Origin of the sequence: Ruegeria arenilitoris, assembly GCF_013030985.1 — a bacterium.
GTDB lineage: Bacteria > Pseudomonadota > Alphaproteobacteria > Rhodobacterales > Rhodobacteraceae > Ruegeria > Ruegeria arenilitoris_B.
Map to the genome: position 1 here is coordinate 689,207 of NZ_WPYP01000001.1, position 24,463 is coordinate 713,669.

The 24,463-nt window shown below is 59.9% G+C and carries 23 protein-coding genes; 14 read left to right on the forward strand and 9 right to left on the reverse strand.

Features of this window, described 5'->3' with window-relative positions:
- Positions 1–12 precede the first annotated feature (12 nt).
- The 3 genes from GOX88_RS03405 (at position 13) to trpE (ending at position 4,634) form a co-directional block, all read left to right on the forward strand.
- Complete coding sequence (locus GOX88_RS03405) at positions 13–1,188, forward strand: aminotransferase (protein ID WP_170399203.1); 1,176 nt, start codon at positions 13–15, stop codon at positions 1,186–1,188.
- Positions 1,189–1,268: 80 nt separating this feature from the next.
- Positions 1,269–3,110 (forward strand): peptidylprolyl isomerase, encoded by a 1,842-nt coding sequence (locus tag GOX88_RS03410; RefSeq protein ID WP_170399206.1) that lies wholly within the window; start codon positions 1,269–1,271, stop codon positions 3,108–3,110.
- A gap of 12 nt (positions 3,111–3,122) precedes the next feature.
- Entirely contained in the window at positions 3,123–4,634 is a 1,512-nt protein-coding gene (gene trpE / locus GOX88_RS03415) for an anthranilate synthase component I (protein WP_170399209.1), read from the forward strand.
- A gap of 9 nt (positions 4,635–4,643) precedes the next feature.
- On the opposite strand, the gene GOX88_RS03420 is transcribed toward trpE, so the two are convergent.
- From GOX88_RS03420 to GOX88_RS03430, 3 genes are all read right to left on the reverse strand, one after another.
- The gene (locus GOX88_RS03420; protein ID WP_217354189.1) at positions 4,644–4,988 is read right to left on the reverse strand and encodes a hypothetical protein; all 345 of its coding nucleotides are present in this window, start codon (positions 4,986–4,988) and stop codon (positions 4,644–4,646) included.
- A gap of 337 nt (positions 4,989–5,325) precedes the next feature.
- Positions 5,326–5,868, reverse strand: a complete 543-nt coding sequence (locus GOX88_RS03425) for a hypothetical protein (protein WP_217354190.1) — start codon at positions 5,866–5,868, stop codon at positions 5,326–5,328.
- Positions 5,869–6,041: 173 nt separating this feature from the next.
- Entirely contained in the window at positions 6,042–7,613 is a 1,572-nt protein-coding gene (locus tag GOX88_RS03430) for a divergent polysaccharide deacetylase family protein (RefSeq protein ID WP_170399217.1), read from the reverse strand.
- Between the two features lie 195 nt (positions 7,614–7,808).
- Here GOX88_RS03430 and GOX88_RS03435 point away from each other — a divergent pair, with 195 nt between their 5' ends.
- The 6 genes from GOX88_RS03435 to lexA all read left to right on the forward strand — a co-directional run bounded on the left by GOX88_RS03435 (position 7,809) and on the right by lexA (position 12,634).
- Positions 7,809–8,390 (forward strand): anthranilate synthase component II, encoded by a 582-nt coding sequence (locus GOX88_RS03435; RefSeq protein ID WP_170399220.1) that lies wholly within the window; start codon positions 7,809–7,811, stop codon positions 8,388–8,390.
- Positions 8,387–9,406, forward strand: coding sequence for an anthranilate phosphoribosyltransferase (gene trpD, locus GOX88_RS03440; RefSeq protein ID WP_170399223.1), 1,020 nt, complete (start codon positions 8,387–8,389; stop codon positions 9,404–9,406). Before GOX88_RS03435 ends, trpD begins: the two co-directional genes overlap by 4 nt.
- Positions 9,403–10,215, forward strand: coding sequence for an indole-3-glycerol phosphate synthase TrpC (gene trpC, locus GOX88_RS03445; RefSeq protein WP_170399226.1), 813 nt, complete (start codon positions 9,403–9,405; stop codon positions 10,213–10,215). The genes trpD and trpC overlap by 4 nt, the downstream gene beginning before the upstream one ends.
- Positions 10,215–10,688, forward strand: a complete 474-nt coding sequence (gene moaC, locus GOX88_RS03450; protein ID WP_170399229.1) for a cyclic pyranopterin monophosphate synthase MoaC — start codon at positions 10,215–10,217, stop codon at positions 10,686–10,688. Before trpC ends, moaC begins: the two co-directional genes overlap by 1 nt.
- The gene (locus GOX88_RS03455) at positions 10,685–11,857 is read left to right on the forward strand and encodes a molybdopterin molybdotransferase MoeA (RefSeq protein ID WP_170399230.1); all 1,173 of its coding nucleotides are present in this window, start codon (positions 10,685–10,687) and stop codon (positions 11,855–11,857) included. Before moaC ends, GOX88_RS03455 begins: the two co-directional genes overlap by 4 nt.
- Positions 11,858–11,935: 78 nt before the next feature.
- Entirely contained in the window at positions 11,936–12,634 is a 699-nt protein-coding gene (gene lexA / locus GOX88_RS03460) for a transcriptional repressor LexA (protein ID WP_170399231.1), read from the forward strand.
- Here the strand turns inward: lexA and GOX88_RS03465 are convergent.
- A complete protein-coding gene (locus GOX88_RS03465) occupies positions 12,628–14,679 on the reverse strand; it encodes a ComEC/Rec2 family competence protein (RefSeq protein ID WP_170399233.1) in 2,052 nt (683 codons plus the stop codon). The two genes, lexA and GOX88_RS03465, sit on opposite strands and share 7 nt — an antisense overlap.
- A gap of 78 nt (positions 14,680–14,757) precedes the next feature.
- On the opposite strand from GOX88_RS03465, the gene gltX reads away from it, so the two are divergent.
- Positions 14,758–16,158, forward strand: a complete 1,401-nt coding sequence (gene gltX, locus GOX88_RS03470; protein WP_170399234.1) for a glutamate--tRNA ligase — start codon at positions 14,758–14,760, stop codon at positions 16,156–16,158.
- Positions 16,159–16,279: 121 nt separating this feature from the next.
- The gene (gene gltA / locus GOX88_RS03475) at positions 16,280–17,572 is read left to right on the forward strand and encodes a citrate synthase (RefSeq protein ID WP_170399236.1); all 1,293 of its coding nucleotides are present in this window, start codon (positions 16,280–16,282) and stop codon (positions 17,570–17,572) included.
- Positions 17,573–17,623: 51 nt separating this feature from the next.
- Here gltA and GOX88_RS03480 read toward each other — a convergent pair whose 3' ends face one another.
- Positions 17,624–18,688, reverse strand: coding sequence for a PA0069 family radical SAM protein (locus GOX88_RS03480; RefSeq protein WP_170399238.1), 1,065 nt, complete (start codon positions 18,686–18,688; stop codon positions 17,624–17,626).
- A gap of 301 nt (positions 18,689–18,989) precedes the next feature.
- On the opposite strand from GOX88_RS03480, the gene GOX88_RS03485 reads away from it, so the two are divergent.
- A complete protein-coding gene (locus tag GOX88_RS03485; protein WP_170399240.1) occupies positions 18,990–19,688 on the forward strand; it encodes a corrinoid protein in 699 nt (232 codons plus the stop codon).
- 100 nt (positions 19,689–19,788) lie between these two features.
- On the forward strand, positions 19,789–20,454 hold the full coding sequence (locus tag GOX88_RS03490) for a DUF1638 domain-containing protein (RefSeq protein WP_170399243.1): 666 nt from the start codon (positions 19,789–19,791) through the stop codon (positions 20,452–20,454).
- Positions 20,455–20,460: 6 nt separating this feature from the next.
- Here the strand turns inward: GOX88_RS03490 and GOX88_RS03495 are convergent, their stop codons facing one another.
- Positions 20,461–20,871, reverse strand: a complete 411-nt coding sequence (locus tag GOX88_RS03495; RefSeq protein ID WP_170325059.1) for a SufE family protein — start codon at positions 20,869–20,871, stop codon at positions 20,461–20,463.
- A 139-nt stretch (positions 20,872–21,010) separates the two neighbouring features.
- On the opposite strand from GOX88_RS03495, the gene GOX88_RS03500 reads away from it, so the two are divergent.
- Positions 21,011–21,538, forward strand: coding sequence for a hypothetical protein (locus GOX88_RS03500; protein ID WP_170399246.1), 528 nt, complete (start codon positions 21,011–21,013; stop codon positions 21,536–21,538).
- Between the two features lie 6 nt (positions 21,539–21,544).
- Here the strand turns inward: GOX88_RS03500 and rnd are convergent, their stop codons facing one another.
- From rnd to purM, 3 genes are all read right to left on the reverse strand, one after another.
- Positions 21,545–22,702 carry a ribonuclease D gene (gene rnd / locus GOX88_RS03505; RefSeq protein ID WP_170399249.1) on the reverse strand — a complete coding sequence of 386 codons (1,158 nt, stop codon included), beginning with the start codon at positions 22,700–22,702 and terminating at the stop codon, positions 21,545–21,547.
- A gap of 111 nt (positions 22,703–22,813) precedes the next feature.
- A complete protein-coding gene (gene purN / locus GOX88_RS03510) occupies positions 22,814–23,410 on the reverse strand; it encodes a phosphoribosylglycinamide formyltransferase (protein ID WP_170399252.1) in 597 nt (198 codons plus the stop codon).
- Positions 23,407–24,453, reverse strand: a complete 1,047-nt coding sequence (purM, locus tag GOX88_RS03515) for a phosphoribosylformylglycinamidine cyclo-ligase (protein WP_170399255.1) — start codon at positions 24,451–24,453, stop codon at positions 23,407–23,409. Before purM ends, purN begins: the two co-directional genes overlap by 4 nt.
- Positions 24,454–24,463 lie beyond the last annotated feature (10 nt).

The following is a 24,463-nucleotide window of genomic DNA, read 5'->3' on the forward strand; positions in this document are numbered from 1 at the left end:
TCAGGACCACGCATGACCCGGACACGCACCGCCGCCACCTTTGCCCCTCCGGTGATGGAGGCGCGGCGCTGGCTGGAAGGCGTGGTCTTTCCCGAGAACCGACCTCTGATCAATGTCAGCCAGGCCGCGCCGGTTGATCCACCGCCCTTGGCGCTGCGTCAGGCCATGGCCGAGTTTGCCGTGACCGAGGACAGCGCACATTTGTATGGGCCGGTTCTGGGCAATCCTGAATTGCGCGCGGAACTGGCGGCGCAGATCGGCTGGCATTATGCCGCCGTGGTCGCTTCGGATCAGGTCGCAATCACTTCGGGCTGCAATCAGGCTTTTGCGGCGGTGATTTCGGCAATCACGGACGAAGGGGACGAGGTCATTCTGCCAACCCCCTGGTATTTCAACCATAAAATGTGGTTGGATATGGCGGGCGTGCGCGCCATTGACCTGAAAACCGATGATGACCTGCTGCCCGATCCCGATGCGGCCCGCGCTTTGATCACCGACAGGACCCGCGCCATCGCCTTGGTGACTCCGAACAATCCGGGCGGTGTGGAATACCCCTCGGATCTGGTGCGTGCCTTTTACGAATTAGCTCGTGAAAAGGGTCTCCGTCTGCTGGTCGATGAAACCTATCGCGACTTCGACAGCCGCAGCGGCCCGCCGCATGACCTGTTCAGCCAGCCGAACTGGCAGGAGACGTTGGTCCACCTCTATTCCTTCTCGAAGGCTTATCGCCTGACCGGTCACCGTGTTGGCGCGATCGTAACCGGTGCAGACCTTCTGGCCGAGATCGAGAAGTTTCTGGATACAGTGGCAATCTGCCCCAGCCAGATCGGCCAGTTCGCGGCGCTCTGGGGGATGCAGAACCTGTCGCAATGGGTGGCCGGAGAACGCGCAGAAATCCTCGACCGCCGCGCCGCGATTCAAGAAGAACTGCCCCGCCTGACCGACAAGGGCTGGCGTCTACTGGGGCTGGGGGCCTATTTCGCCTATTTCGAGCATCCGTTCGACATCCCTTCGGACGAACTGGCCCGCCGCCTTGTGCCCGAAGCCGGTATCCTGCTGCTGCCCGGCACAATGTTCATGCCCGACGATGATCCGGCTGGAAAACGTCAGGTTCGCATTGCATTCGCCAATCTCGACCGCGCCGGGATCGCTCAATTGTTCGACCGCCTTCAGGCTCTGTCCTTCTGAGCTTGCCCCCCGGCGGCGCGCATCGTATTCAGGGCCGCAACCGACAGGGCAGTTTCTTGCCACACCAATAAGAGGGCACCATGGCCGCAGGCGTTAAAAACCTATCGAAGACCTTTGTCTGGATTATCATGGGCCTATTGATGCTGGGCCTTGCGGGCTTTGGCGCAACCAGCCTGACCGGCACCGTGCGCACCGTTGCGCAGGTGGGTAACGAAGACATCTCGATCAACGAGTACGTCCGCGAGCTGCAGCGCGAAATCCGCGCAGTCGAAAGCCAGACCGGCCAGCCCCTGCAAATGTCGCAGGCACATGAGTTCGGACTGGACCAACTGGCCCTGTCGCGCCTCACCGCTCTGGCCGCGCTGGACAACGAAGTTGGTGAGCTGGGCATTTCCATCGGTGACGAGAACCTGCAAAAGGAAATCGTCGCTATTCAAGCGTTTCAGGGTGTTGATGGTTCGTTCGACCGTGATGCCTATCAGTTCCAGCTGGAACAGGTCGGGATGACGGATACCGAATTCGAAAACGACCTGCGCAAGGAATCCTCGCGCACCATCGTGCAGAACGCGGTAGTCAGCGGGGTTGAGATGCCCTCGGTTCTGACGCAAGTGCTGACCGATTATGTCGGTGCCCGCCGCAGCTTTACCGTGGCCACGGTTGGACCGGATGCGCTGACCACCCCTGTTGCTGCCCCCACGGATGAACAGGTTCAGGCCTACTATGATGAAAACACGGATCAGTTCACCCTGCCCCGTACCAAGCAGCTGACCTATGCGATCCTGTCGCCGGAAATGCTGCTGGACAGTGTCGAGGTTGATGAAGACTCGGTACGTCGCCTCTATGATCAGCGCACCTCGGAATTCCATCAGCCCGAGCGCCGTCTGGTCGAACGCCTGACCTATCCCAGCGAGGAAGCCGCGCAAACCGCGATGGCGCAGCTTGAGGTCGGCGGCACCACGTTTGAACAGCTGGTGCGTGACCGCCAGTTGGAACTCAGCGATATTGATCTTGGCGACGTGACCCGCGCGGATCTGGGCGATGCGGCCGAGGCTATCTTTGCCGCCGATCTGGACACCGTGGTTGGCCCGCTGCCGTCTACCTTTGGCCCCGCGCTGTTCCGCATCAATGGCTCGCTGGCCGAGAACAATACCTCGTTCGAAGACGCCGCTCCCGCCCTGCGCGAGGAGTTGGCCGCCGACCGAGCCCGCCGTCAGATCGAGGCACAGGCCGAAGACATCAATGACATGCTGGCCGGTGGCGCCACTCTGGAAGAGTTGACTTCTGAGACCGAGATGGAACTGGGTCAGATCGGCTGGACCCGCCAAAGCGACGATGGCGTTGCCGCCTATGACGGGTTCCGCACCGCCGCCGAAGCGGTAAACGAAGGCGATTTCCCGGAGGTTGCGTTCCTTGAGGACGGCTCGATCTTTGCCCTGCGCCTGAACGAGGTTCTGCCCCAACGCCCCGAACCGCTGGAGACAGCGCGCGAGCGCGTGGCGGCTGCATGGACGCAGGCCGAGACGAACAAAGCACTGGAAGAACAGGCCAACGCGGTTCTGGAGCAGTTGAAGACAGATGGTGATTTCACCACCACCGGCCTGCCTTTCCGCGTGGAAAACGCCCTGACCCGCACCGCGTTCCTGAACGATGTGCCTGCGGATTTCATGGTGCAGGTTTTCGAAATGAAACCCGGTGAACTGCGCGCTGTTCCCGGTGACGGTTCGGCCTTCATCGTCCGTCTGGAAGAGTTGCTTGCGCCTGCTGAAACCGACGAGCTGCGTCAGACCAAGACCGCTCTCGAGGCTCAGTTGAACCAGGCGCTCGCCCAGAACATTTTTGACGCCTATGTGCGCGATGCCCAGGCCCGCGCCCGCCCGGTGATTGATCAGCGCGCGCTGAACGCCGTGCAGTCGAGCTATTAAAAGAGACCGAATATGGCCCTGACCCCCGAGTTTGACAGCTTCGCCCGCGCCTATGAGGCTGGCGAAAACCAGGTCGTCTACACCCGTCTGGCAGCCGATTTGGATACGCCCGTGTCCCTGATGCTCAAGCTGACGGGTGCGCAGAAAGACGCGTTCATGCTGGAATCAGTGACCGGTGGAGAGATCCGCGGGCGGTATTCGATCATTGGCATGAAGCCGGACCTGATCTGGCGGTGTCGCGGGGAAACGTCGGAACTGAACCGCTCGGCTCGCTTCGATGCCGAGGCGTTCGACCCGCAGGACGGCAACCCGATGGACAACCTGCGCGCGTTGCTGGCCGAAAGCCGCATCGCACTGCCCGACGACCTGCCACAGGCTGCGGCGGGGCTGTTTGGCTATCTGGGCTATGACATGGTGCGGTTGGTCGAATACCTGCCCGACGTGAACCCCGACCCGCTGGGCCTGCCCGATGCAATCATGCTGCGCCCGTCGGTTATTGCCGTTCTGGACGGTGTCAAAGGCGAAGTCACCGTCGTGTCCCCCGCCTGGGTGGCCGAGGGGCAATCGGCCAAGGCCGCCTATGCGCAGGCCGCTGAACGTGTGATGGACGCCGTACGCGATCTGGAACGCGCCATGCCCGCCGAAACCCGTGATCTGGGCGATGCCTCCGAAATTGCGCCGCCAGTGTCGAACTTCACCAAGTCCGGCTATATAGAAGCCGTTGAAAAGGCAAAGGAATACATCCGCGCGGGTGACATCTTTCAGGTAGTTCCGGCGCAACGCTGGACGCAGGATTTCCCGCTGCCACCGTTTGCGCTCTATCGTTCTTTGCGGCGCACCAACCCGTCGCCCTTCATGTTCTATTTCAACTTCGGTGGCTTTCAGGTCGTCGGTGCCAGCCCCGAGATTCTGGTGCGGGTCTTCGGGGATGAGGTCACGATCCGCCCGATCGCTGGCACGCGCCCGCGTGGTGCGACACCCGAAGAGGACAAGGCCAACGAGGCCGATCTGCTGGCCGACAAGAAAGAACTGGCCGAGCACCTGATGCTGCTGGATCTGGGACGCAACGACACCGGTCGCGTGTCCAAGATCGGCACCGTGCGCCCGACCGAAGAGTTCATCATCGAACGCTACAGCCACGTGATGCACATCGTGTCGAACGTGGTCGGAGAGCTGGCCGAAGACAAGGACGCGCTGGACGCCTTCTTTGCCGGGATGCCAGCTGGCACCGTCTCGGGCGCGCCGAAAGTGCGCGCGATGGAGATCATTGACGAGCTGGAGCCGGAAAAGCGCGGTGTATATGGCGGCGGTGTCGGGTATTTCAGTGCCGGTGGCGATATGGATATGTGTATCGCCCTGCGGACAGCCATCGTGAAAGACCAAAAGCTCTATATTCAGGCCGGTGGCGGCGTCGTTTACGACAGTGACCCCGAGTACGAATATATGGAGACCGTTCACAAATCGAACGCCATTCGCCGCGCCGCAGCCGATGCGGCCCGGTTCACCGGAAACGGAAACTCGTAGCACAACTTTTTACTGCGTAGAGGCCGCGCCGCCGATCTTGGGCGCTTGGAAATCTTTGCAGAAATAGATGAAAACTGCGCAAGCTCCGGCACAGACGACCGCGAGAATGATCCGCTGAGGCACTGTGCCTCGGCGATTGGGCGGCAAGGAAATCAGCATTCCAATCGACGCAATGATCGGCACGCCCAGTATGACCCATACGTCAGCTGACACGACATCGAAGATCGTACGATTGATGTAGTGCTGCACTTCATTGAAAATATTAGGCCAAGTTTCGAATTTCAGGCGAAGCGCCCAGCTGGAGAAATTGAACAGGCTGATAAATGCAACGCAATAGAACCATGTAATAAACAATGACGCGACCCATGTTGCGACACAGTTCTCGCGCTTGGCCTACCCCCAGCCACTCAGTTTTGCCGCCACGACGCCAATGATGGTTCCGACCCAACTGAGTCCAAGCAGGGACGCGAACCCCACAAAAATCAGAATTGTTGTATTGTTGGACGCTACGGGCAACATTCCAAGGAAGGCAAAAAAGTGGAAAGGTATTAAATACCAAACAGCTTTAGTTGCAGTTTCCAGCGTTTTTCTTTTTCCCTTTGTCCTCGACAAACGGGTTCCCGCTTTCCGAAACTAGGGAAAGGAAAGACGGAAACGCCTTCAGGATGTTCTCCATCTCTTTCGACATAGCCTATTGCTGCCAGTGAAATCTGATAAACGCGCTTTGGCGTTTGTTTTCTATCTGTTGAAAGTGGAACTCTGTTACTGTTGGTTGCCATTCACCCTTCTTCGCAGCGTTCTTTGCTGCCTTTATTTGGGCTTTTGCCCCTCCGAACCAACGTTTCGAATACTCTCCGGTTGGAATGGGCGCGGCCAACTCCAGGCACAAGCCACTGTCCGAGGGCACGTCATGCAAACTGATCTCAACCGAACTGACCACCAGATTCGGCGTCTTGTCCGGGTTGGCGTCGTCAGGGTCCGGCAGGCTGGCAATGGCTGGGTTGGGTAAGAGAATCTGTGCTATTTCATAAGCTGTTTGTTCAATGATGAACTTCCTTTTAGGGCTTACAACAACGTTTACCAGCTCAGTGTAAACGGAGCCGGACACCCATTTTCCCCGCTCGTTCGTCAGACGCCCCGTATGGTGGCAGCCGCTGGTTCCCTGGAATACAAAGTGGAATTGTTTGTCCAAGACCGGAGTACGTAAAAGCTCGCGCTCATCCGAATGCGCCAATACAAACTTGTTGGTTTCGCAAAAGTACTTCTCTTCATACTAATATCTAAACCATGTACGCGGGTATTCACCAAATCCAAGGGATTTGGCGCCACGAAAGAATCGTCACAAGAACGTCCTTTGTTTTCATCAACCGATTAAAATAAATTCCTGGGTGACTACTCAGGCCGAATTTATTTTGCGTTATTCATCATCACTGCGGAAATCGGAGCCATTGCGACGCGGTTGCCCCGGTCCTCGAGCCCCCATAGCAACAGGGCCGAAATCGTGTCGGGGCGCAGGCGGCCCAGCATCACGACAGTTCCTTCCTGCCCGGCGCGGAACGCGGCCTGATCCAGGAAACGGCGCATGATCTTGGGGTCCTGACGCGCGCCATCGATATCCCGGAAGATCACGCCCGAGGGCACGCCATTGCGGGCGGCCAGCTTTTGCACGGTGTTCAACCCGTTATCCTGCGTGATCAGCCCACGCCCGGTCCCCGCGGCAATCGCGGCCACCTGGTCGGCCAGCTTTCGGTTGCCCTGGATGCCCGAGTCCACGCCTTCGAGGATACCAACCGTTTCCGGCAGTTCTTCGAGCCAAACGGCCAAAGATACTTCGGCATCCTGCGCGCTGGCGGCTTCGGGCAGATCGGCCAGCGCCAGAACTTCGAAACCGGCCTCGCGGTGCCGGTTCATCTTTTCGGCAGCCTCCGGATCAGAGGGGCTGACCGCAAAGGTCAGCGGGTACGGGAAGTCCTGCAAGGCCTCGGCACCGTAAGCGCCCTCATCGTCGATCAGGATGATGGACATCAGGGGCTTGGCCTCGGGGTTATCAAATTCGGCCGCATAAGCCTCGATCGGCTTGCCCGGAGCCAGCAGATCCGTGCCAGTTTCAGTGGCCTGAGCGGAATCATCACGTTCGGTCAGGGGCACAACGCGCGTGCCAACACTCGGAACAGTGACGGCTTCACCTTCTCCTCCGATCTGGGGAACGGACGCAATACGAGGCAGATCGCGTGGCGCTGTGTCTTCGTCACCTTCGACGGCAATTGGGCTGTTTTCAAACGGGTTTTCTTCTGCCTCAGTCACCTCAGTGTCGGCCACATCGGGTTCAGCGTCCGGAGCGGCCTCGGATTCGGTTTCAGGCACACCCTCGGAATCGGGTTGAGGTTCGACCTTAGCGATTTCGGGTTCCGTCTCGGTCTCAACCTCTGCAACTTCGGGTTCAGGCTGGACCGCGGCTTCGGCGACTTCAGGCTGGACAGCAGCTTCGGCAACTTCAGGCTGCGCCTCAACCTCGACAACCGGTTCGGGCTGGGCTTCGGGCGCGTCCAGCGACACTTCAGGCAAGGTCTCGACGCTGGGTGATCCCTGCACCAGCGGCGGTGCCTGCGGCGCAACAGGTGCTTCTGTGGAAACACTAACCGGTGCTGAAGGCACTGCAGCAGGCTCATCGACCTGTGCGGCAGGCGCTGTCATCTCGGGCTGAGCTTCAGGCTCGATCTCGACATCCGACAATTCGGCCAGTGTGTCGGTCTGGTCAAAGTCGGATTCGGGTTCGGTTGGCGGCAGGTCCAACAGATCGGCATCGCCAACGGTATCCGTCGCCTCTCCGGAGGTTTCGGAAACTTCTACCGCCTCGGGTTGCGGAGCGGACACGGCCACTTCCGGTTTTTTCGTCAGAGGCGTGTTCAGAGACACCACTGCCCCCAACACTAGGACAACGACCGTTCCCACGATCATCCCGCTGACAAATCCGCCCATACCAATTGCCTCTCGTCCTGGTCCTGCTTCGATCGCATATTCGCCGTCTGCTGCGGCATTTACTTGCCTCGGCACCTGGAACCGGATGTCCCCTTGACGCTGCCGCGCAAGCCTGAGCATGTATGTCCCGACATTATACCGTGGCTCGGGGCTGTATCGCCAGCCCGAAATGCCCAAGCCGAGACAAGTGCCCAAATGCTGCTGCTGATCGACAACTACGACTCGTTTACTTACAACCTCGTACACTATTTAGGCGAACTTGGCGCCGAAATGGTCATTCGGCGGAATGATGCCCTGGATGTTCAGGAAGCCATGGCCATGAACCCGGCCGGCATCCTGCTGAGTCCCGGCCCCTGCGATCCCGATCAGGCGGGAATCTGTCTGGCCCTGACCGAGGCCGCAGCCGAGACGAAGACGCCGCTGATGGGCGTGTGTCTGGGCCACCAGACCATTGGACAGGCCTTTGGCGGCGACGTCATCCGCTGCCATGAAATCGTGCACGGCAAGATGGGCACCATGCATCATACCGGCAAAGGCCTTTTTGCCGGGCTGCCCACGCCATTTGAGGCGACCCGCTATCACTCACTGGTGGTCGATCCCAACACCCTGCCCGATTGCCTTGAGGTCACCGCCGAACTGGAAGACGGCACCATCATGGGGCTGCAGCATAAAGAGCTGCCCATCCACGGCGTTCAGTTCCACCCGGAATCCATCGCCTCCGAGCACGGCCACGCCCTGCTCAAGAATTTCCTGTCCGAGATGAAAGTTCCCGCATGAGCGACGCTCTGAAACCGCTGATCGGAGCCGCCGCCGACCGGCCTTTGACCCGCGACGAGGCCGAGCAGGCCTTTGGCATCCTGTTTGAAGGCGAAGCCACGCCCAGCCAGATTGGCGGGCTTTTGATGGCAATGCGCACCCGAGGTGAAACGGTCGAAGAATACGCCGCCGCCGCTGCCGTCATGCGTGCAAAGTGCCATGCGGTCAAAGCCCCTGACGGAGCGATGGACATCGTCGGCACCGGGGGCGACGGCAAGGGCACGCTGAACATCTCGACCGCTACGGCCTTTGTTGTGGCCGGGGCCGGAGTGACCGTTGCGAAACACGGCAACCGCAATCTCAGCTCGAAATCCGGGGCTGCGGATGCTTTGGGGCAGCTGGGCATCAACGTGATGGTCGGCCCGGAAGTGGTTGAAAACGCTTTGGAAGAGGTCGGTATCGGTTTCATGATGGCTCCGATGCACCACCCGGCCATCGCCCATGTCATGCCCTCGCGGCAAGAGCTTGGGACCCGCACGATATTCAACATCCTCGGCCCGCTCACCAACCCGGCCGGCGTCAAACGCCAACTGACCGGAGCGTTCAACCGCGATTTGATCCGGCCCATGGCGGAAACGCTGGGCCTGCTCGGCTCGGACCGCGCATGGCTGGTACATGGATCGGATGGCACCGATGAACTGACCATCACCGGCATCAGCTGGGTGGCTGCGCTTGAGGACGGCATTGTCAAAGAGGTTGAGCTTCACCCCGAAGACGCAGGCCTGCCGGTGCATCCGTTCGAGGATATCCTCGGCGGCACGCCCGAAGAAAACGCCGTCGCCTTCCGCGCGCTGCTGGACGGGCAGCCATCGGCCTATCGTGATGCGGTGCTGTTGAACTCTGCCGCCGCTCTGGTCGTCGCAGATGCGGCCAGTGACCTTAAGGACGGGGTTGCCAAAGCCGTCGAAAGCATAGACAGCGGAAAAGCCAAAGAAAAAATCGCCGCACTGGCCCGAATGACTCAGGAGGCCGCATGACAGAGACGGTACTGGACAAGATCAAAGCCTATAAACTGGAGGAAGTTGCCGCTGACAAGGCAGAGAAACCTCTGGACCTTCTGGAAGGTGAGGCACAAATAGCTCCTGAGGTTCGTGGCTTTGCAGCCGCACTGCAAAAGGCAACGCGCAAGGGCTATGGTCTGATCGCCGAGGTTAAGAAAGCCAGCCCTTCCAAAGGGTTGATCCGCCCCGACTTCGATCCGCCCGCGCTGGCCAAAGCCTATGAAGACGGCGGCGCGGCCTGCTTGTCGGTGCTGACCGATACGCCCAGCTTTCAGGGCGCCAAGGAATACCTGACCGCCGCCCGCGCCGCCACATCGCTGCCCGCACTGCGCAAGGATTTCATGTACGACCCCTATCAGGTGATCGAAGCGCGCGCTTTGGGCGCGGATTGCATTCTGATCATCATGGCCTCGGTCGAAGACAGTCAAGCGGCCGAACTGGAGCAAACCGCGTTCGACTGGGGCATGGACGTTCTGATCGAGGTTCATGACGAGGCCGAACTGGAGCGTGCAACGCAGCTGAAAAGCCCACTGATCGGGATAAACAACCGCAATCTCAAGACTTTCGAGACCTCGCTTGATACCACGCGCCGGTTGTCGAAACTGGTGCCGGGTGACCGGACCATTGTATGCGAAAGCGGTCTAAGCACACCCGAAGACCTGGCCGATATCGCCCGCTATGGCGCGCGCTGCTTCCTGATCGGTGAAAGCCTGATGCGTCAGGACGATGTCACAGCGGCCACACGTCAATTGCTGGCAAACCCGCTAATTCCCGGAGTGATGTGATGCCTCTGACCCATTTTGACGCGCAAGGACAGGCTCATATGGTCGATGTGTCGGACAAGGCCGTCACGGACCGGGTGGCGGTTGCCGCCGCGCATATCAAAATGGCGCAGGAAACCTTTGATCTGATCTCGGAAGGCCGCGCCAAGAAGGGTGACGTTCTCGGCGTCGCGCGTTTGGCCGGGATCATGGGGGCAAAGAGAACGCCCGACCTGATCCCGTTGTGCCACCCCCTGCCAGTGACCAAAGTGGCCGTTGAGTTAACCCTGGACCCCGACCTGCCCGGCGTCCAGATCGAGGCAACCGTCAAGACCTCGGGCCAGACCGGGGTTGAGATGGAGGCGCTGACCGCAGCCTCAACCGCCGCGCTGACCGTCTATGACATGACCAAGGCCGTCGATAAGGCGATGGAAATCGGCGGCATCCGGGTTCTGTTAAAAGACGGCGGAAAATCAGGGCGTTACGAGGCGAAATGATTACGGTCGAAGACGCTCGGGCGCTGCTGTTTGATCTCGTTTCCCCGCTGGACGTCGAAACGGTTCCGCTTGTCGAAGCCGCCGGGCGTGTATTGGCACAGGATGTCAGCGCCACCCGCGATCAGCCGCCTTTTGCCGCGTCCTCGATGGATGGCTATGCGCTCAAATCGGCCGAGGTCGAATTGCACGCCATGTTCAAGGTCATTGGTGAATCCGCGGCCGGACGTCGGTTCGAAGGCACCGTCGGACCGGGTCAAGCTGTGCGTATCTTCACCGGCGCACCGGTGCCAGAAGGCGCGGATTTCGTTGTTATTCAGGAAGATACCGACCGTCGTGGTGATCTGCTGACAATCACGGACGAGCCAGGATCCAAGTCAAACATCCGCCCTGCCGGTATAGACTTCCAAACTGGCACCCAAATCTCGGCCCCTCGCGTTTTGCGCCCCGAGGACGTCGCGTTGATGGCGGCTATGAACATCCCGACTGCGCCGGTTACGCGTAAGCCCGTCGTTGCACTGATCTCGACCGGGGATGAACTGGTCATGCCGGGCGAGACTCCAGGACCGGACCAGATCATCGCCTCGAACACATTTGGCCTGAAAGCCCTGCTTGAAAATGCTGGTGCGCAGGTGCGCATCCTGCCGATTGCGCGCGACACCATCGCTTCTCTTGAAACCGCCTTTGGGCTGGCGGAAGGGGCCGATCTGGTTGTCACTATCGGTGGCGCGTCGGTTGGCGAATATGATCTGGTTGCCGATGTCTCGCAATCGCTGGGGATGGAGCGGTCCTTCTACAAGATCCGTATGCGTCCGGGAAAACCTCTGATGGCTGGGCGGCTGGGCGATTCCGCGATGGTTGGACTGCCGGGAAACCCTGTGAGTGCAATGGTTTGCGGTTACCTCTTCCTGATTCCGATGGTGCGGCGGATGCTGGGGATTGAACAGGCACTGACCCCGTTTCAGCGGGCTATTCTGGCCGAGCCGATTGGCGAAAACGGTCCGCGCGAGCACTACATGCGCGCGATACTGGACCACACGGGCATTCGCGCGTGTGCGGATCAGGACAGTTCTCTGCTGAGTGTTCTGGCGCAGGCGAACGCACTTTTGGTGCGCGAACCACATGATCCGGCGCGCGCTGCCGGGGATGAGGTTCTGTACCTGCCGATCTGAACCACGCTCAAATCCGTTGACACAAAACGTGAACATGCGTAGAACAAAAGAAAACGCATGACCGACGAGGTGTGAGCAATGCTGACCAAGAAGCAGTTGGATTTGTTGGAATTCATCCACAAACGCGTTCAGGCGGACGGCGTTCCGCCCAGTTTCGATGAAATGAAAGCCGCGCTGGATCTGCGCTCGAAATCCGGTATCCACCGCCTGATCACGGCGCTGGAAGAACGCGGCTTTATCCGCCGCCTCGCCCACCGAGCCCGCGCCATTGAGATTGTCAAACTGCCCGAAAGTCTGGGCGGCGAGCCGACGGCCGCCTTTAAACCGCGTGTTATCGAAGGCGACAAGCCCGAGGGCCCGCGCCCGGCGAATTTCGAACCGGTCACTGTGGACGCCATGGAACTGCCGGTGATGGGCCGCATCGCCGCAGGTGTCCCGATTGAGGCGATCAGCCATGTCTCGCACCGCGTTGCCGTTCCGGGCAGCATGGTCTCGGGCAAAGGTGAGCATTATGCGCTGGAAGTTCGCGGGGATTCCATGATCGACGCGGGCATCAATGACGGTGACGTTGTGGTCATCCGCGAAACCAAGGTGGCGGATAACGGCGACATCGTTGTGGCGCTGGTCGAGGATCAGGAAGCCACGCTGAAACGGTTCTTCCGGCGCGGCAACGCCATCGCACTCGAGGCTGCAAACCCCGCCTATGAAACCCGCGTTCTACCCGAGGACAAGGTCAAGGTTCAGGGCCGACTGGTCGGGCTGATCCGCAGCTACTGAGTTTGTTTTTCACGATGGTTCCCGGCCATTTCCGGGGACCACAAACGATGGCCAATGGCTTCTCGGCTGGTTGTTATGCGACCGTTCGAGACAGCCAGGCTCCCGGTCTCTTTCAATCGATCCGGGTCGAAAAGGCCGCAATCACCATTCAAATCCAAGGGAACTGCCGAGACAACGATCTGGTTCTTTCGACATTCCTCGAACCCTTGTGCAGCACGTTTTCCGGTTACATGGACCAGTTCCTTGCCCTGCCAGACATACCGCTGAATCCCGCCTGACGGGTCGGGCCAGCGACGGGCAGCATTCATCTGATCCACGCCATCCCCGTCATTTTCCAGCCAAACAGTCGCAATAAACCCGCTGCCCTTTTCCTTGCTGAGCGCACGACCGTTTTCAGTCATTACGCCCACCAACCCTCCGGAATCCGCAATCAGAACCTCGGGGCGGTGCCCCTGCCCCCAAAGCAAAAAGGCCGCCACCACCGGGGCAGCTCCAACCCATTTCGCCCGCCCGCGCCTCAGCGCCAGCCACAAGGCACCCAGCGCAAACATCGGTAAAACATAGTGCGGCGGACTGACGACGTATCCTTGCGCGCCATCCAGACCGGACACCTTGTCCGAGACGATCAAAATCCACTGCAACCCCAGTCCCATGACATGCAGCGCCAATGCTTCCAGCCCGAACGGGGCCAACAGCGCCGCAACAAAAGCTGCCGGTACCACAACCATGCCCATCACCGGAACCGACAACATGTTCGCCAGCAGCCCGTAATGCGACATCGTGTTGAAATGCGCCGCCCCTATTGGAGCCGTCGCCAGACCTGCAATGGCCGAGGACAAGAGCAACCCCGCCACAGGTTTCGTCCATTTCGGCCCCGGCATCGGCCCATAACCCCGCAATTGACCGAACACCGCGACAAGCGCGGTCGTCGCGGCAAAAGACATCTGAAACCCGGGGCTCAGCAGAGATTCGGGACGCAGCACCAAGACGATCAAAGCAGCCACCGCAACGACTCGCAGGGAAATTGCGCGACGGTCGATCAGAATGGCCCCAAGCATGACGCTGGCCATGACAAAGGCCCGCTCGGTGGCGACATTACCGCCGGACAACATCAGGTAGATGACCGCCGCAACCAACGCGCAGAGCGCCGCCAGCTTGCGAACAGGCAGGCGCAAGGCCACGGCGGGAATCGCAGACAGGGCCAGTCGGAAGACCAAGTAGACGAACCCGGTCAGCAGGCCCATATGCAGGCCGGATATCGCCAGCAAATGCGCAAGGTTTGATGCGCGCAGCGATTTCAGCGTCTCCTGCCCCATACCACTACGGTCGCCAGTTGTGACCGCCGCAGCGAACCCTCCGATCTCACCAGGCAGGATTGAACGCACCCTCTGCGAGATCGCCATCCGCAATGCCGTGACGCGCACCCCTTCGGTCGCCTCTTCCGGTCGCGCAATCGTCATCACCGGCACGCGTGTGTATCCAACCGCCCCAAGACGCTGAAACCAAGCGTGACGGCGGAAATCGAACCCTCCGGGCTCGACCGGGCCTTGTGGCGGCGACAGGTGGCCTGTGGTCATGATCCTTTGGCCCGGCGCAAGTGAGGCCGGATCGCCGTGCAAGGAAAGCCGGACGCGCTGCGGTCTGCGGTCCTTGGGCACATCCCCTATGCGCACCTGATCCAGCGTCACCCGCAACGCGTCCGAGGCAGAGCGGTCCATGGCTACGACCCGCCCCTCGACCGGGCCGTAATAGCGCCAGGATAGAACCGGCTCTGCGACCGAGTGGGCCCGCGCGCCGGCCAGTACAAAGCCAGCCGCAATCAGCGCACCCCCCATTGCCAACGCAGCCCAGCCGGTTCGCATCTTGCGACCGGTCATGACAAGAACCAACGTCAGCGCCAGCAGGCACGAATACACCTGCCAACCCGGTTCAAACCGGAGACTGAAGTACAGACCAATACCGACAGCCAGACATACCGGAGACCACTGGAACAAATACCCTGTCTGGTTCAGCAATGCGGCCTCGACCCGTGCCAGAACACGCATGGTTGCCCCCGTCCTTCGGGCTCGTTAGACAGACGCCAAACTATGCCAGACACGGTTACCAAAAGGTTAATCCATACAATGTCCGATCAGGTCGTCACCCGTTTCGCCCCCTCGCCCACCGGTTTTCTGCACATCGGCGGCGCCCGTACCGCCCTGTTCAACTGGCTCTTTGCCCGTGGGCGTGGCGGCAAGTTCCTGCTGCGGATCGAAGACACCGACCGCGAACGCTCGACCCCCGAGGCTACGGCGGCAATCCTGCAGGGCATGGAATGGCTTGGCCTAGACCATGATGGCGACGTGATCAGCCAGTTCGAAGGGGCCGCGCGCCACGCCGAAGTGGCTCATCAACTGCTGGCCGAGGGCAAGGCGTACAAGTGTTTTTCGACTCAGGACGAGATCGCCGAATTCCGCGAACAGGCCCGGGCCGAGGGCAAATCGACGCTGTTCCGCAGCCCCTGGCGCGACGCCGACCCGGCGACCCATCCGGACGCGCCGTTCGTGATCCGTATCAAGGCCCCGCAAGACGGCGCAACCGTGATCCGCGATCAGGTGCAAGGCGACGTGACCATCCGTAACGATCAGCTGGACGACATGATCCTGCTGCGCTCGGACGGAACCCCGGTTTATATGCTGGCCGTAGTGGTGGACGATCACGACATGGGCGTGACCCATGTGATCCGTGGAGACGACCACCTGAACAACGCCGCGCGCCAGATGATGATCTATGAGGCGATGGGCTGGGACGTTCCGGTCTGGGCACATATCCCCCTGATTCACGGACCGGACGGCAAGAAGCTGTCGAAACGTCACGGCGCTTTGGGCGCGCAGGAATATCAGGCGATGGGTTACCCGGCGTCAGGCATGCGCAACTACCTTGCGCGTCTCGGATGGAGCCACGGTGACGACGAGTTCTTTACCGACGAGCAAGCAAAAGAGTGGTTCGATCTGGACGGTATTGGTAAAAGTCCGGCCCGCTTCGACTTGAAAAAGCTCGAAAATCTCTGCGGGCAACATATTGCGGTTTCGGATGACGCTGCACTGCGGCAGGAAATCGAAGCCTATCTGGACGCAGCGGAACTTCCCGCTCTGACCACGACACAATCCGGTGATCTGGAACGTGCGATGTATTGTCTTAAGGACCGCGCGCGCACTTTCCCGGAACTGCTTGAAAAAGCACACTTTGCGTTGATTTCACGCCCCGTCGAACCGGATGAGAAAGCGGCAAAGGCGCTACAATCTGTATCCGACGGTATACTGAAAGAATTGACGCCGCACGTGCAAAATGTTAGCTGGTCGCGGAACGAACTGGAGGACGCCCTCAACGCCTTTGCAGAGGCGCAGGGGATCAAGTTCGGCAAGTTGGCCGGCCCGCTCAGGGCGGTACTGGCAGGACGAGCTGTAACACCTTCGGTGTTTGACATGATGCTTGTGCTGGGGCGCGAAGAAACCCTGGCGCGGCTTTCCGACGCAGCAAACTAATCCTGGGTTCATATTCAGGTAACGCTGCTCCGCTACGACCCGGTCAGCACATATGTGCGTGACCGCTGACCGCTCAGCCGATCACTTTTTCGGCACGCGCATGAACGAGGAAGGGACAAAAATGACCGACAACAAAACAGCCACTCTGAAAGTCCATGGGGAAACTTACGAGTTGCCGGTTCATTCGCCAACCGCGGGGCCAGACGTAATCGATATCCGCAAGCTCTATGGTCAGGCTGGCGTGTTTACCTACGATCCCGGCTTCACATCGACCGCAAGCTGCGACAGCACCATCACCTATATCGACGGCGAAAAAGGTGAACTGCTGCACCGTGGCTATCCGATTGACCAACTGGCCGAGAAATCTCACTTCCTCGAAGTTTGCTACCTGCTGCTGTACGGAGAGCTGCCTGTCGCCAAGGATCTGGAAAAGTTCGAAACCACGATCACCAAGCACACCATGCTGCACGAGCAGATGCAGTATTTCTACCGCGGTTTCCGCCGTGACGCGCACCCGATGGCGATCATGGTGGGTGTTGTTGGCGCAATGTCGGCCTTCTATCACGACTCGACCGACGTTACCGACCCACGTCAGCGCGAAATCGCCTCGCACCGCCTGATCGCTAAGATGCCCACCATTGCGGCCTGGGCGTACAAGTACCACACCGGTCAGCCCTTCGTGTATCCGCGCAACGATCTGGACTATGCGTCGAACTTCCTGCGCATGTGCTTCAGCGTTCCGGCCGAAGAATATGAGGTCAACCCGATCCTCAGCCGTGCGATGGACCGCATCTTTACCCTGCACGCAGATCACGAACAGAACGCCTCGACCTCGACCGTACGTCTGGCGTCGTCCTCGGGCGCAAACCCGTTCGCCTGTATTGCGGCTGGCATCGCCTGCCTGTGGGGTCCGGCCCATGGTGGTGCAAACCAGGCTTGCCTTGAGATGCTGGAAGAGATCGGATCGGTCGATCGCATTCCCGAATACATCGCCCGCGCCAAGGATAAGGACGATCCGTTCCGCCTGATGGGTTTTGGCCACCGCGTCTACAAGAACTTCGACCCGCGCGCGAAGGTGATGAAGCAATCGGCCGACGAGGTGCTGGACCTGCTGGGTATCGAAGACAATCCGAAACTGCAGGTCGCCAAGGAACTGGAGCGCGAAGCGCTGGAAGATCCGTATTTCGCCGAGAAGAAACTGTTCCCGAACGTGGACTTCTACTCGGGCATCATCCTCGAAGCGATGGGCTTCCCGACCTCGATGTTCACCCCGATCTTTGCGCTGTCGCGCACCGTTGGCTGGGTCAGCCAGTGGAAAGAGATGATCGCAGATCCTCAGAACAAGATCGGTCGCCCGCGCCAGCTGTATCTGGGCGAGACCATGCGCGACTATGTGGACATCGAAAACCGCTGATCGCCGCGATTGAACGCCTAAGCCCCGGACCTGCGTCCGGGGCTTTTTTTGTTACAGCAGGCTCAACTGATCCCCTACCTGAGCCGGTCGGGCAAACAGATCACATCGCAGGGGCGGTGTGCGCGTCGCCAGCCCCAAACGTTTGACCGCCAACGCGAACCGCTTTGCAATCAGCCCCGCATATTCCCCTTCACCTCGCATCCGGTGACCCCAACGTGGGTCATAGTCCCTGCCCCCGTGCATCTCGCGCAGCTTGGACATGATTTTCTCGGCGCGCGCGGGTTCGTGATCCTTCAGCCAATCCTGCCACAGTTCCGACACTTCGCGCGGCAGGCGCAACATGATCCAACTGGCGGCATCGGCACCCGCATCCCTGCCCGCTTCCAGCAGATGTTCCAACTCATGATCCGTGAGCCCCGGAATCACCGGAGAAGTCATAACCCGCACCGGGACGCCCGCCTCGGTCAGGCGGCGAATAACGGCCAACCGCCTTTGCGGCGATGGCGCCCGCGGCTCCATCCGCCGGGACAGATTCGCATCAAGCGTGGTCAACGAAATCCCGACTCGTACCAAGCCCTTCGCCGCCATCGGTGCCAGAATATCCAGATCCCGTTCGATCAAAGCACCCTTGGTAACAATGCCGACCGGATGGTGGAACTCCTGCAAGACTAACAGGCAACCTCTTGTAATACATCGGCTATTTTCAACGGGTTGATAGAGGTCTGTATTTGTCCCCAAAGCGATGGGCGCGACTTTATACCCCTTGGAGGACAGTTCCTTGCGCAAGATATCCGCCGCGTTCGGACGGGCGATCAGGCGGGTTTCAAAGTCCAGACCCGGCGACAATCCTAGATAGGCGTGAGTCGGGCGCGCAAAACAGTAAACGCAGCCATGTTCGCACCCGCGATACGGGTTGATCGATCGGTCAAACGGCAGGTCCGGCGAGCGATTATACGTGATCAGGCTGCGCGCGATCTCATCCCTGACATCGGTCCGCAAGGGTGGGATATCCTCTTCGATCTCCCAGCCGTCATCGCAGGGTACGGTGTCGAATTGCTCGAACCGGCCTGCTGTGTTTGTGGCGGCCCCACGGCCCCGGATATGCGGCACAGGCATGTCTGTTCTCGTTATGTTCTCATTCGGGATATATATACATTTACGCAATCCGACAAGCAGGCCTTGTAGTTTCGCGTAGATTTCAGCCCCGTGATCCCGACAAGACAGGCAGAAATGGAAAATGAACGAAATGCAGGATGATCTTGCAGAAAATTCTGTCGAGCCTTGCAAAAATCTGACGTATAGGTCGGTCTCGAAACCACTGAGGTCGCAATCGTCACAGTCAAACTGCGGCGTTTTGGCCAAAACGGCAAAAATGCCACCACGGGCCGATGGTCCGCACAGCTCAGGGAAGCGCCCCATGTCCGACGAAGAAGACATCGTCCTGTCCGAACTCAATGACGAAGAGCTTGTCGAACAGATGTTCGACGATCTTTACGACGGTCTGAAAGAAGAGATCGAAGAAGGTGTGAACATCCTGCTGGAACGCGGATGGACCCCCTACGACATCCTGACCAAAGCTCTGGTCGGTGGTATGACCGTTGTCGGCCATGACTTCCGTGACGGCATCCTGTTCGTCCCCGAGGTTCTGCTGGCCGCAAACGCCATGAAAGGCGGCATGTCGATCCTCAAGCCGCTGCTGGCCGAAACCGGCGCACCGCGTGTGGGCAAGATGGTCATCGGCACCGTCAAAGGTGACATCCACGACATCGGCAAGAACCTGGTTGCCATGATGATGGAAGGCGCAGGCTTCGAGGTCGTCGATATCGGCATCAACAACCCGGTCGAAAACTACCTGGAAGCGCTGGAAACTGAACAGCCTGACATCCTGGGTATGTCGGCCCTGCTGACCACAACCATGCCCTACATGAAGGTCGTAATCGACACGATGGTCGAACAAGGCCTGCGCGAAGAGTACATCGTTCTGGTTGGCGGCGCGCCGCTGAACGAAGAGTTTGGCAAGGCGATCGGCGCAGACGGTTACTGCCGTGACGCAGCCGTGGCCGTTGAAATGGCCAAGGACTTCGTCTCGCGCAAGCACAACCAACTGGCCGGCTGATCGGACGCAGTAGATTGTTCAGGGGCCGTCCGGTATTCGGGCGGCCCTTTTTGTTTCCGCAGGCCACACTACCTGTCGTATAGATTCCAAGGGGTACCCGATGCAGCAGAACAAATTGCCGGACGATGCCAGCCTGACAACCAAGGGCTACGCCGCTGATACGCAGGGGCAAATTCTGCTGCTGGCTTGCGGCGCGCTGGCGCGTGAGATTCTGGACCTTAAGAACCGCAACGGCTGGGATCACATGGCGCTGACCTGCCTACCGGCGATTTTGCATGTGCATCCGGAAAAGATCACTCAGGCGGTTCAGGAGGCTGTGGCCAAGCATCGCGATCAGTACGATCAGATTTTTGTCGTCTACGCCGATTGCGGCACCGGAGGCCTGCTGGAAAAAGCGTGCGCCGAATTGGGTGTCGAGATGGTCAAGGGGCCCCACTGCTATTCCTTCTTCGAAGGAAATCAGGCGTTTGAAGCCCGCGGCGAGGATGAAACCACCGCCTTTTACCTGACCGACTTTCTGGCGCGGCAGTTCGATGCCTTTGTCTGGAAACCTCTGGGCCTCGACCGGCATCCCGAACTGCGCGACATGTATTTCGGCAACTACACCAAGCTGGTCTATCAGGCACAAATCGACGACCCGGACCTGACCGCCCGCGCCCGTGACTGCGCCGAGCGGATGGGATTGGAGTTCGAGCGTCGCTTTACCGGTTATGGCGATCTGGAATCCACGTTGACGGATTGGGCAACCCGCAAACCGGCGAAGTGAGCCGCGTCAGGCGTTCTCCTGCGCGACGTCCCGGATACGCTCGATCATCGCGCGCAACCCGTTCGAGCGCTGCGCCGACAGGTGATCGTTCAAGCCCAGACGCGCCAGTTCACCGCCTGCGTCCACTGTGGGAACCTCGTTGACCGGCAGACCGTTATACAGCGAACGCAGAACCGCGATCAGCCCCCGTACGATCAGCGCGTCACTGTCGCCGTCAAAGCGAAAGACACCGCCTTCGATGATCGGGTGCAACCAAACCTGACTGGCACAGCCGTGAACCTTGGTGGCCGGCACCTTGAGCGCATCGTCCAGCGGCTCCATCGCCTTGCCCTGATCGATGACATGGCGATACCGGTCTTCCCAGTCCTCCAGAAATTCGAAATCCTCGACGATTTCCTCAAAGGCAGGCGTGGCCATTTTGCGGCAGTCCTTTTGTTGCGGTCACACCTGTGAACTATGCCGCCGACCTGCGCCTGTCCACCCCCAAGCGTGGCTTTTCAAACAGAGGAATTTGCGATAACCCATTGCTGGAATTACTGCTCTGGACGCCTGCACCATGAAAAAATCGTTTACTGTTCTTCTGGTCGCCGCGCTGACCGTCTCTGCCTGCAGCGGTTGGAGGGACTCGCGGGCCAACCCGTCCAACTGGTTCGGATCAAGTACACCGGCTGAACCGGTTGAAACCTCTGCCAATGACGCTGACGCGCTGGTTCCGCAAAAGGGGGATGGCGGCGGGCTGTTTTCACGAGCTGAGCCCGAAGACACCAGCGTTCCGATCGCCAGAATTGACGAGTTGAGGATCGACTCGACCCCGGGCGGCGCGATTGTCTATGCGGCGGGCACCGCAGCGCGCCAAGGGGCCTATAACGCTCGGCTTGTGCGCACGGACAGTGAAGAGAATCAAAAGAACGGCGTCCTGGAATTCACTTTCCGCGTGGACTACCCGAACAAGGCGACCAATCAGGGCACCGAACGGTCACGCATGGTGTCTGACGCCATCAATATCAGCCAAAAAGACCTGGAGAGCACCCGTTTGGTCCGGGTGGTAGGAGAGCAGAACGCTTTGGAATCCCGTCGCCGGTAACCGGCGTTACAGGGACACGACCTCGACGTTCTGGCCCTTTGCGGCCAGGGCGATCTTGCCTTCGCAGAGCTTCAGGGCATCTTCGCCGAAAACCTCGAACCGCCAGCCCGACATGGCGGGCAGTTCCCGCTCGCCCGCGGCGATCTGGTCCAGTTCGGAACTGGTGGCGATCAGCTTGGCAGCCACGCCCGAGCTTTCGGTTTTTGATTTCAGCAGCACCCGCAGCAAATCCGCCAGTGCCGGGTTCACTTTCAGCTTGTCGCGGCTGTTGTCGACGTGCGGCAGTTGGTCCGAGGGGCAGTTCACGCCCTTTTTGACGGCGGTCAGAATGCCATCGGCAATCGCGCCCTTGCGCGCCTCGCGCAGCAGCAGACGCGACCCGCCCAAATCGGACGGAGACTTGGGCTTGGTCGAGGCCAGCTCGATCAGTGCGTCATCTTTGAATACCCGGCTGCGCGGGACATTGTTTTCCTGCGCATAAGCCTCGCGGAACTGCGCCAGTTCACGCACCACGGCCAGGAACTTGGCCGAATTTGTCCGGGTCTTCACCCGCTTCCACGCATCTTCGGGGCGAATGTCATAGGTCGTCGGCTGGGTCAGAATCTGCAGTTCTTCAGCGACCCAATGGCTGCGCTGCGACTTTTTCAGCTGGGCCGCAAGGTGTTCGTAAATCTGACGCAGATGGGTCACGTCCGCCAACGCATAGGTCTTTTGTGCCTCGGACAGCGGGCGCCGGGACCAGTCGGTAAAGCGAGACGTCTTGTCCACCCCCTGCTTGCAGATCTTGCGCACCAGCGTTTCATAGCCCACCTGCTCGCCAAAGCCGCAGACCATCGCCGCGACCTGCGTGTCGAACAGGGGTTTGGGGAAGACGGCCGCCTCGACCCAGAAAATCTCAAGATCCTGACGGGCAGCATGGAAGACCTTGACCACGTTCTCGTTTCCGAACAGCTCATACAGCGGGTCCAGCGACAGACCATCGGCCAGCGGATCGACCAAAACCGCGCTGTCTTCGCCTTCGGACGGCACGGCCAGCTGCACCAGGCAGAGTTTCGAATAGTAGGTCCGTTCGCGCAGAAACTCGGTATCTACGGTGACATAGTCATATTCCGCCGCGGCCTTGCAGAAATCGGCCAGCTCTTGCGTCGTTGTCAGGGTTTTCATGCGCGGTGCTGTTCTTGCTCTTGTTTTCTTCGGCTGATCATCTTGTCCGTACCCAGCCGTAGTGCAGACCATAGGCCGATTATGACACACGTGTAAATCACCCTGAGACGTTCAGGGCAGCAACACCGGAGTCCGATCCTCACTGGCGTAACGGCGCAACACTGCGGGATAAAGCTTGTGCTCCCACACCAGCACCCGGGCGGCGAGGTCTTCGGCCGTATCACCGGGTTCGATGTCCACCCGCGCCTGTCCCAGGATCGGGCCGTCATCCAGCGCCGCCGTCACCTCGTGAACCGAGCATCCATGCTCTGCGTCGCCGGCTTCGATCGCGCGCGCATGGGTATTGAGCCCTTTGTATTTCGGCAGCAGCGAAGGGTGGATGTTCAGCATCCGACCCTGAAAGCGTGACACGAAATCGCCGGTTAGAACCCGCATGAACCCAGCAAGACAGACGATATCCGGCTGCGCTTGTTCCAGCGGCTTCAACAATTCGGCCTCAAACGCGGCGCGGTCGCCTTTGAATGGGCGGTGGTCCACCGATGCAGTCGGGATACCTCGTGCGGCGGCCTTTTTCAAACCGCCGGCCTCGGCGTCGTTCGACAGCACCAGACAGGGGCGCGCCGGGTGGTCTCCGACCATGCTGTCGACCAGCGACACCATGTTGGACCCACCGCCTGAAATCAGGATGGCGACGCGTTTTTCGCTCACAGCAATTGGCCCGAATAGGCCATGCCGGGGGCATCGGTGACGGTGCCAAGGCGCGAAACCGTCTCGCCCGCCTCGGCCAGCAGTGCGGTCAGATCATCGGCCCGGTCCTCGGCGCAGACAACGATCATGCCGATGCCGCAGTTGAAGGTCTTCAGCATCTCAGCCTCGACGATACCACCGGTTTCCGCCATCCAGCGGAAGACGGGCGGAAGGTCCCAGGCGTTCAGGTCGATCTGAGCACCCAACCCTTCGGGCAGAACGCGCGGCAGGTTCTCGGTCAGACCGCCGCCGGTGATATGGGCCAGCGCGTGCACGCCGCCTGCCCGGATCGCCTGCAGGGCGGGCTTCACATACAGCCGCGTGGGCGTCAGCAGTGCTTCGCCCAGCGAACCGTCACCAAAGGGCGACGCCGCATCCCAGCCCAGACCCGACATTTCAACCAGCTTGCGCACCAGCGAATAGCCGTTGGAATGCACCCCGTTCGAAGCCAACCCCAGCAGCACGTCGCCCTGCTGCACACCCGCAGGCAAATGCGCGCCACGCTCCATCGCACCGACCGAGAACCCGGCCAAATCGAAATCACCATCAGGATACATGCCAGGCATCTCGGCCGTTTCACCGCCGATCAGGGCGCAACCGGACTGCACACAGCCCTCGGCAATGCCTTCGATGATCCGCGCGGCGGTGTCGGTGTCCAGCTTGCCGGTGGCAAAATAGTCCAGGAAGAACAGCGGCTCGGCACCCTGGCAGATCAGGTCGTTGACGCACATTGCCACCAAATCGATGCCAACACCGTCCACCACGCCGGTATCGATTGCGATCCGGAGTTTGGTGCCGACGCCATCGGTCGCTCCCACCAGAATCGGATCCTGATACCCGGCATCTTTAAGATCGAACAGAGCCCCAAATCCGCCCAGCCCGCTCATCACGCCCGAGCGGTTGGTCCGCTTGGCCGCGGGCTTGATCCGGTCGACCAGAGCGTTCCCCGCATCAATATCAACGCCCGCATCGGCATAAGTGATTCCGTTCTTGCCCGTCGTCATGGCCAGCCCC

Coding starts and splice junctions, on each gene's coding strand:
- GOX88_RS03500 (WP_170399246.1), top strand. CDS start 21,011: ATGAAAAAATCGTTTACTGTTCTTCTGGTCGCCGCGCTGACCGTCTCT.
- GOX88_RS03410 (WP_170399206.1), top strand. CDS start 1,269: ATGGCCGCAGGCGTTAAAAACCTATCGAAGACCTTTGTCTGGATTATC.
- GOX88_RS03485 (WP_170399240.1), top strand. CDS start 18,990: ATGTCCGACGAAGAAGACATCGTCCTGTCCGAACTCAATGACGAAGAG.
- trpD (WP_170399223.1), top strand. CDS start 8,387: ATGAGCGACGCTCTGAAACCGCTGATCGGAGCCGCCGCCGACCGGCCT.
- lexA (WP_170399231.1), top strand. CDS start 11,936: ATGCTGACCAAGAAGCAGTTGGATTTGTTGGAATTCATCCACAAACGC.
- GOX88_RS03495 (WP_170325059.1), bottom strand. CDS start 20,871: ATGGCCACGCCTGCCTTTGAGGAAATCGTCGAGGATTTCGAATTTCTG.
- purM (WP_170399255.1), bottom strand. CDS start 24,453: ATGACGACGGGCAAGAACGGAATCACTTATGCCGATGCGGGCGTTGAT.
- GOX88_RS03435 (WP_170399220.1), top strand. CDS start 7,809: ATGCTGCTGCTGATCGACAACTACGACTCGTTTACTTACAACCTCGTA.
- GOX88_RS03490 (WP_170399243.1), top strand. CDS start 19,789: ATGCAGCAGAACAAATTGCCGGACGATGCCAGCCTGACAACCAAGGGC.
- GOX88_RS03405 (WP_170399203.1), top strand. CDS start 13: ATGACCCGGACACGCACCGCCGCCACCTTTGCCCCTCCGGTGATGGAG.
- GOX88_RS03480 (WP_170399238.1), bottom strand. CDS start 18,688: ATGCCTGTGCCGCATATCCGGGGCCGTGGGGCCGCCACAAACACAGCA.
- GOX88_RS03465 (WP_170399233.1), bottom strand. CDS start 14,679: ATGCGTGTTCTGGCACGGGTCGAGGCCGCATTGCTGAACCAGACAGGG.
- GOX88_RS03430 (WP_170399217.1), bottom strand. CDS start 7,613: ATGGGCGGATTTGTCAGCGGGATGATCGTGGGAACGGTCGTTGTCCTA.
- moaC (WP_170399229.1), top strand. CDS start 10,215: ATGCCTCTGACCCATTTTGACGCGCAAGGACAGGCTCATATGGTCGAT.
- GOX88_RS03455 (WP_170399230.1), top strand. CDS start 10,685: ATGATTACGGTCGAAGACGCTCGGGCGCTGCTGTTTGATCTCGTTTCC.
- gltA (WP_170399236.1), top strand. CDS start 16,280: ATGACCGACAACAAAACAGCCACTCTGAAAGTCCATGGGGAAACTTAC.
- trpC (WP_170399226.1), top strand. CDS start 9,403: ATGACAGAGACGGTACTGGACAAGATCAAAGCCTATAAACTGGAGGAA.
- rnd (WP_170399249.1), bottom strand. CDS start 22,702: ATGAAAACCCTGACAACGACGCAAGAGCTGGCCGATTTCTGCAAGGCC.
- trpE (WP_170399209.1), top strand. CDS start 3,123: ATGGCCCTGACCCCCGAGTTTGACAGCTTCGCCCGCGCCTATGAGGCT.
- gltX (WP_170399234.1), top strand. CDS start 14,758: ATGTCCGATCAGGTCGTCACCCGTTTCGCCCCCTCGCCCACCGGTTTT.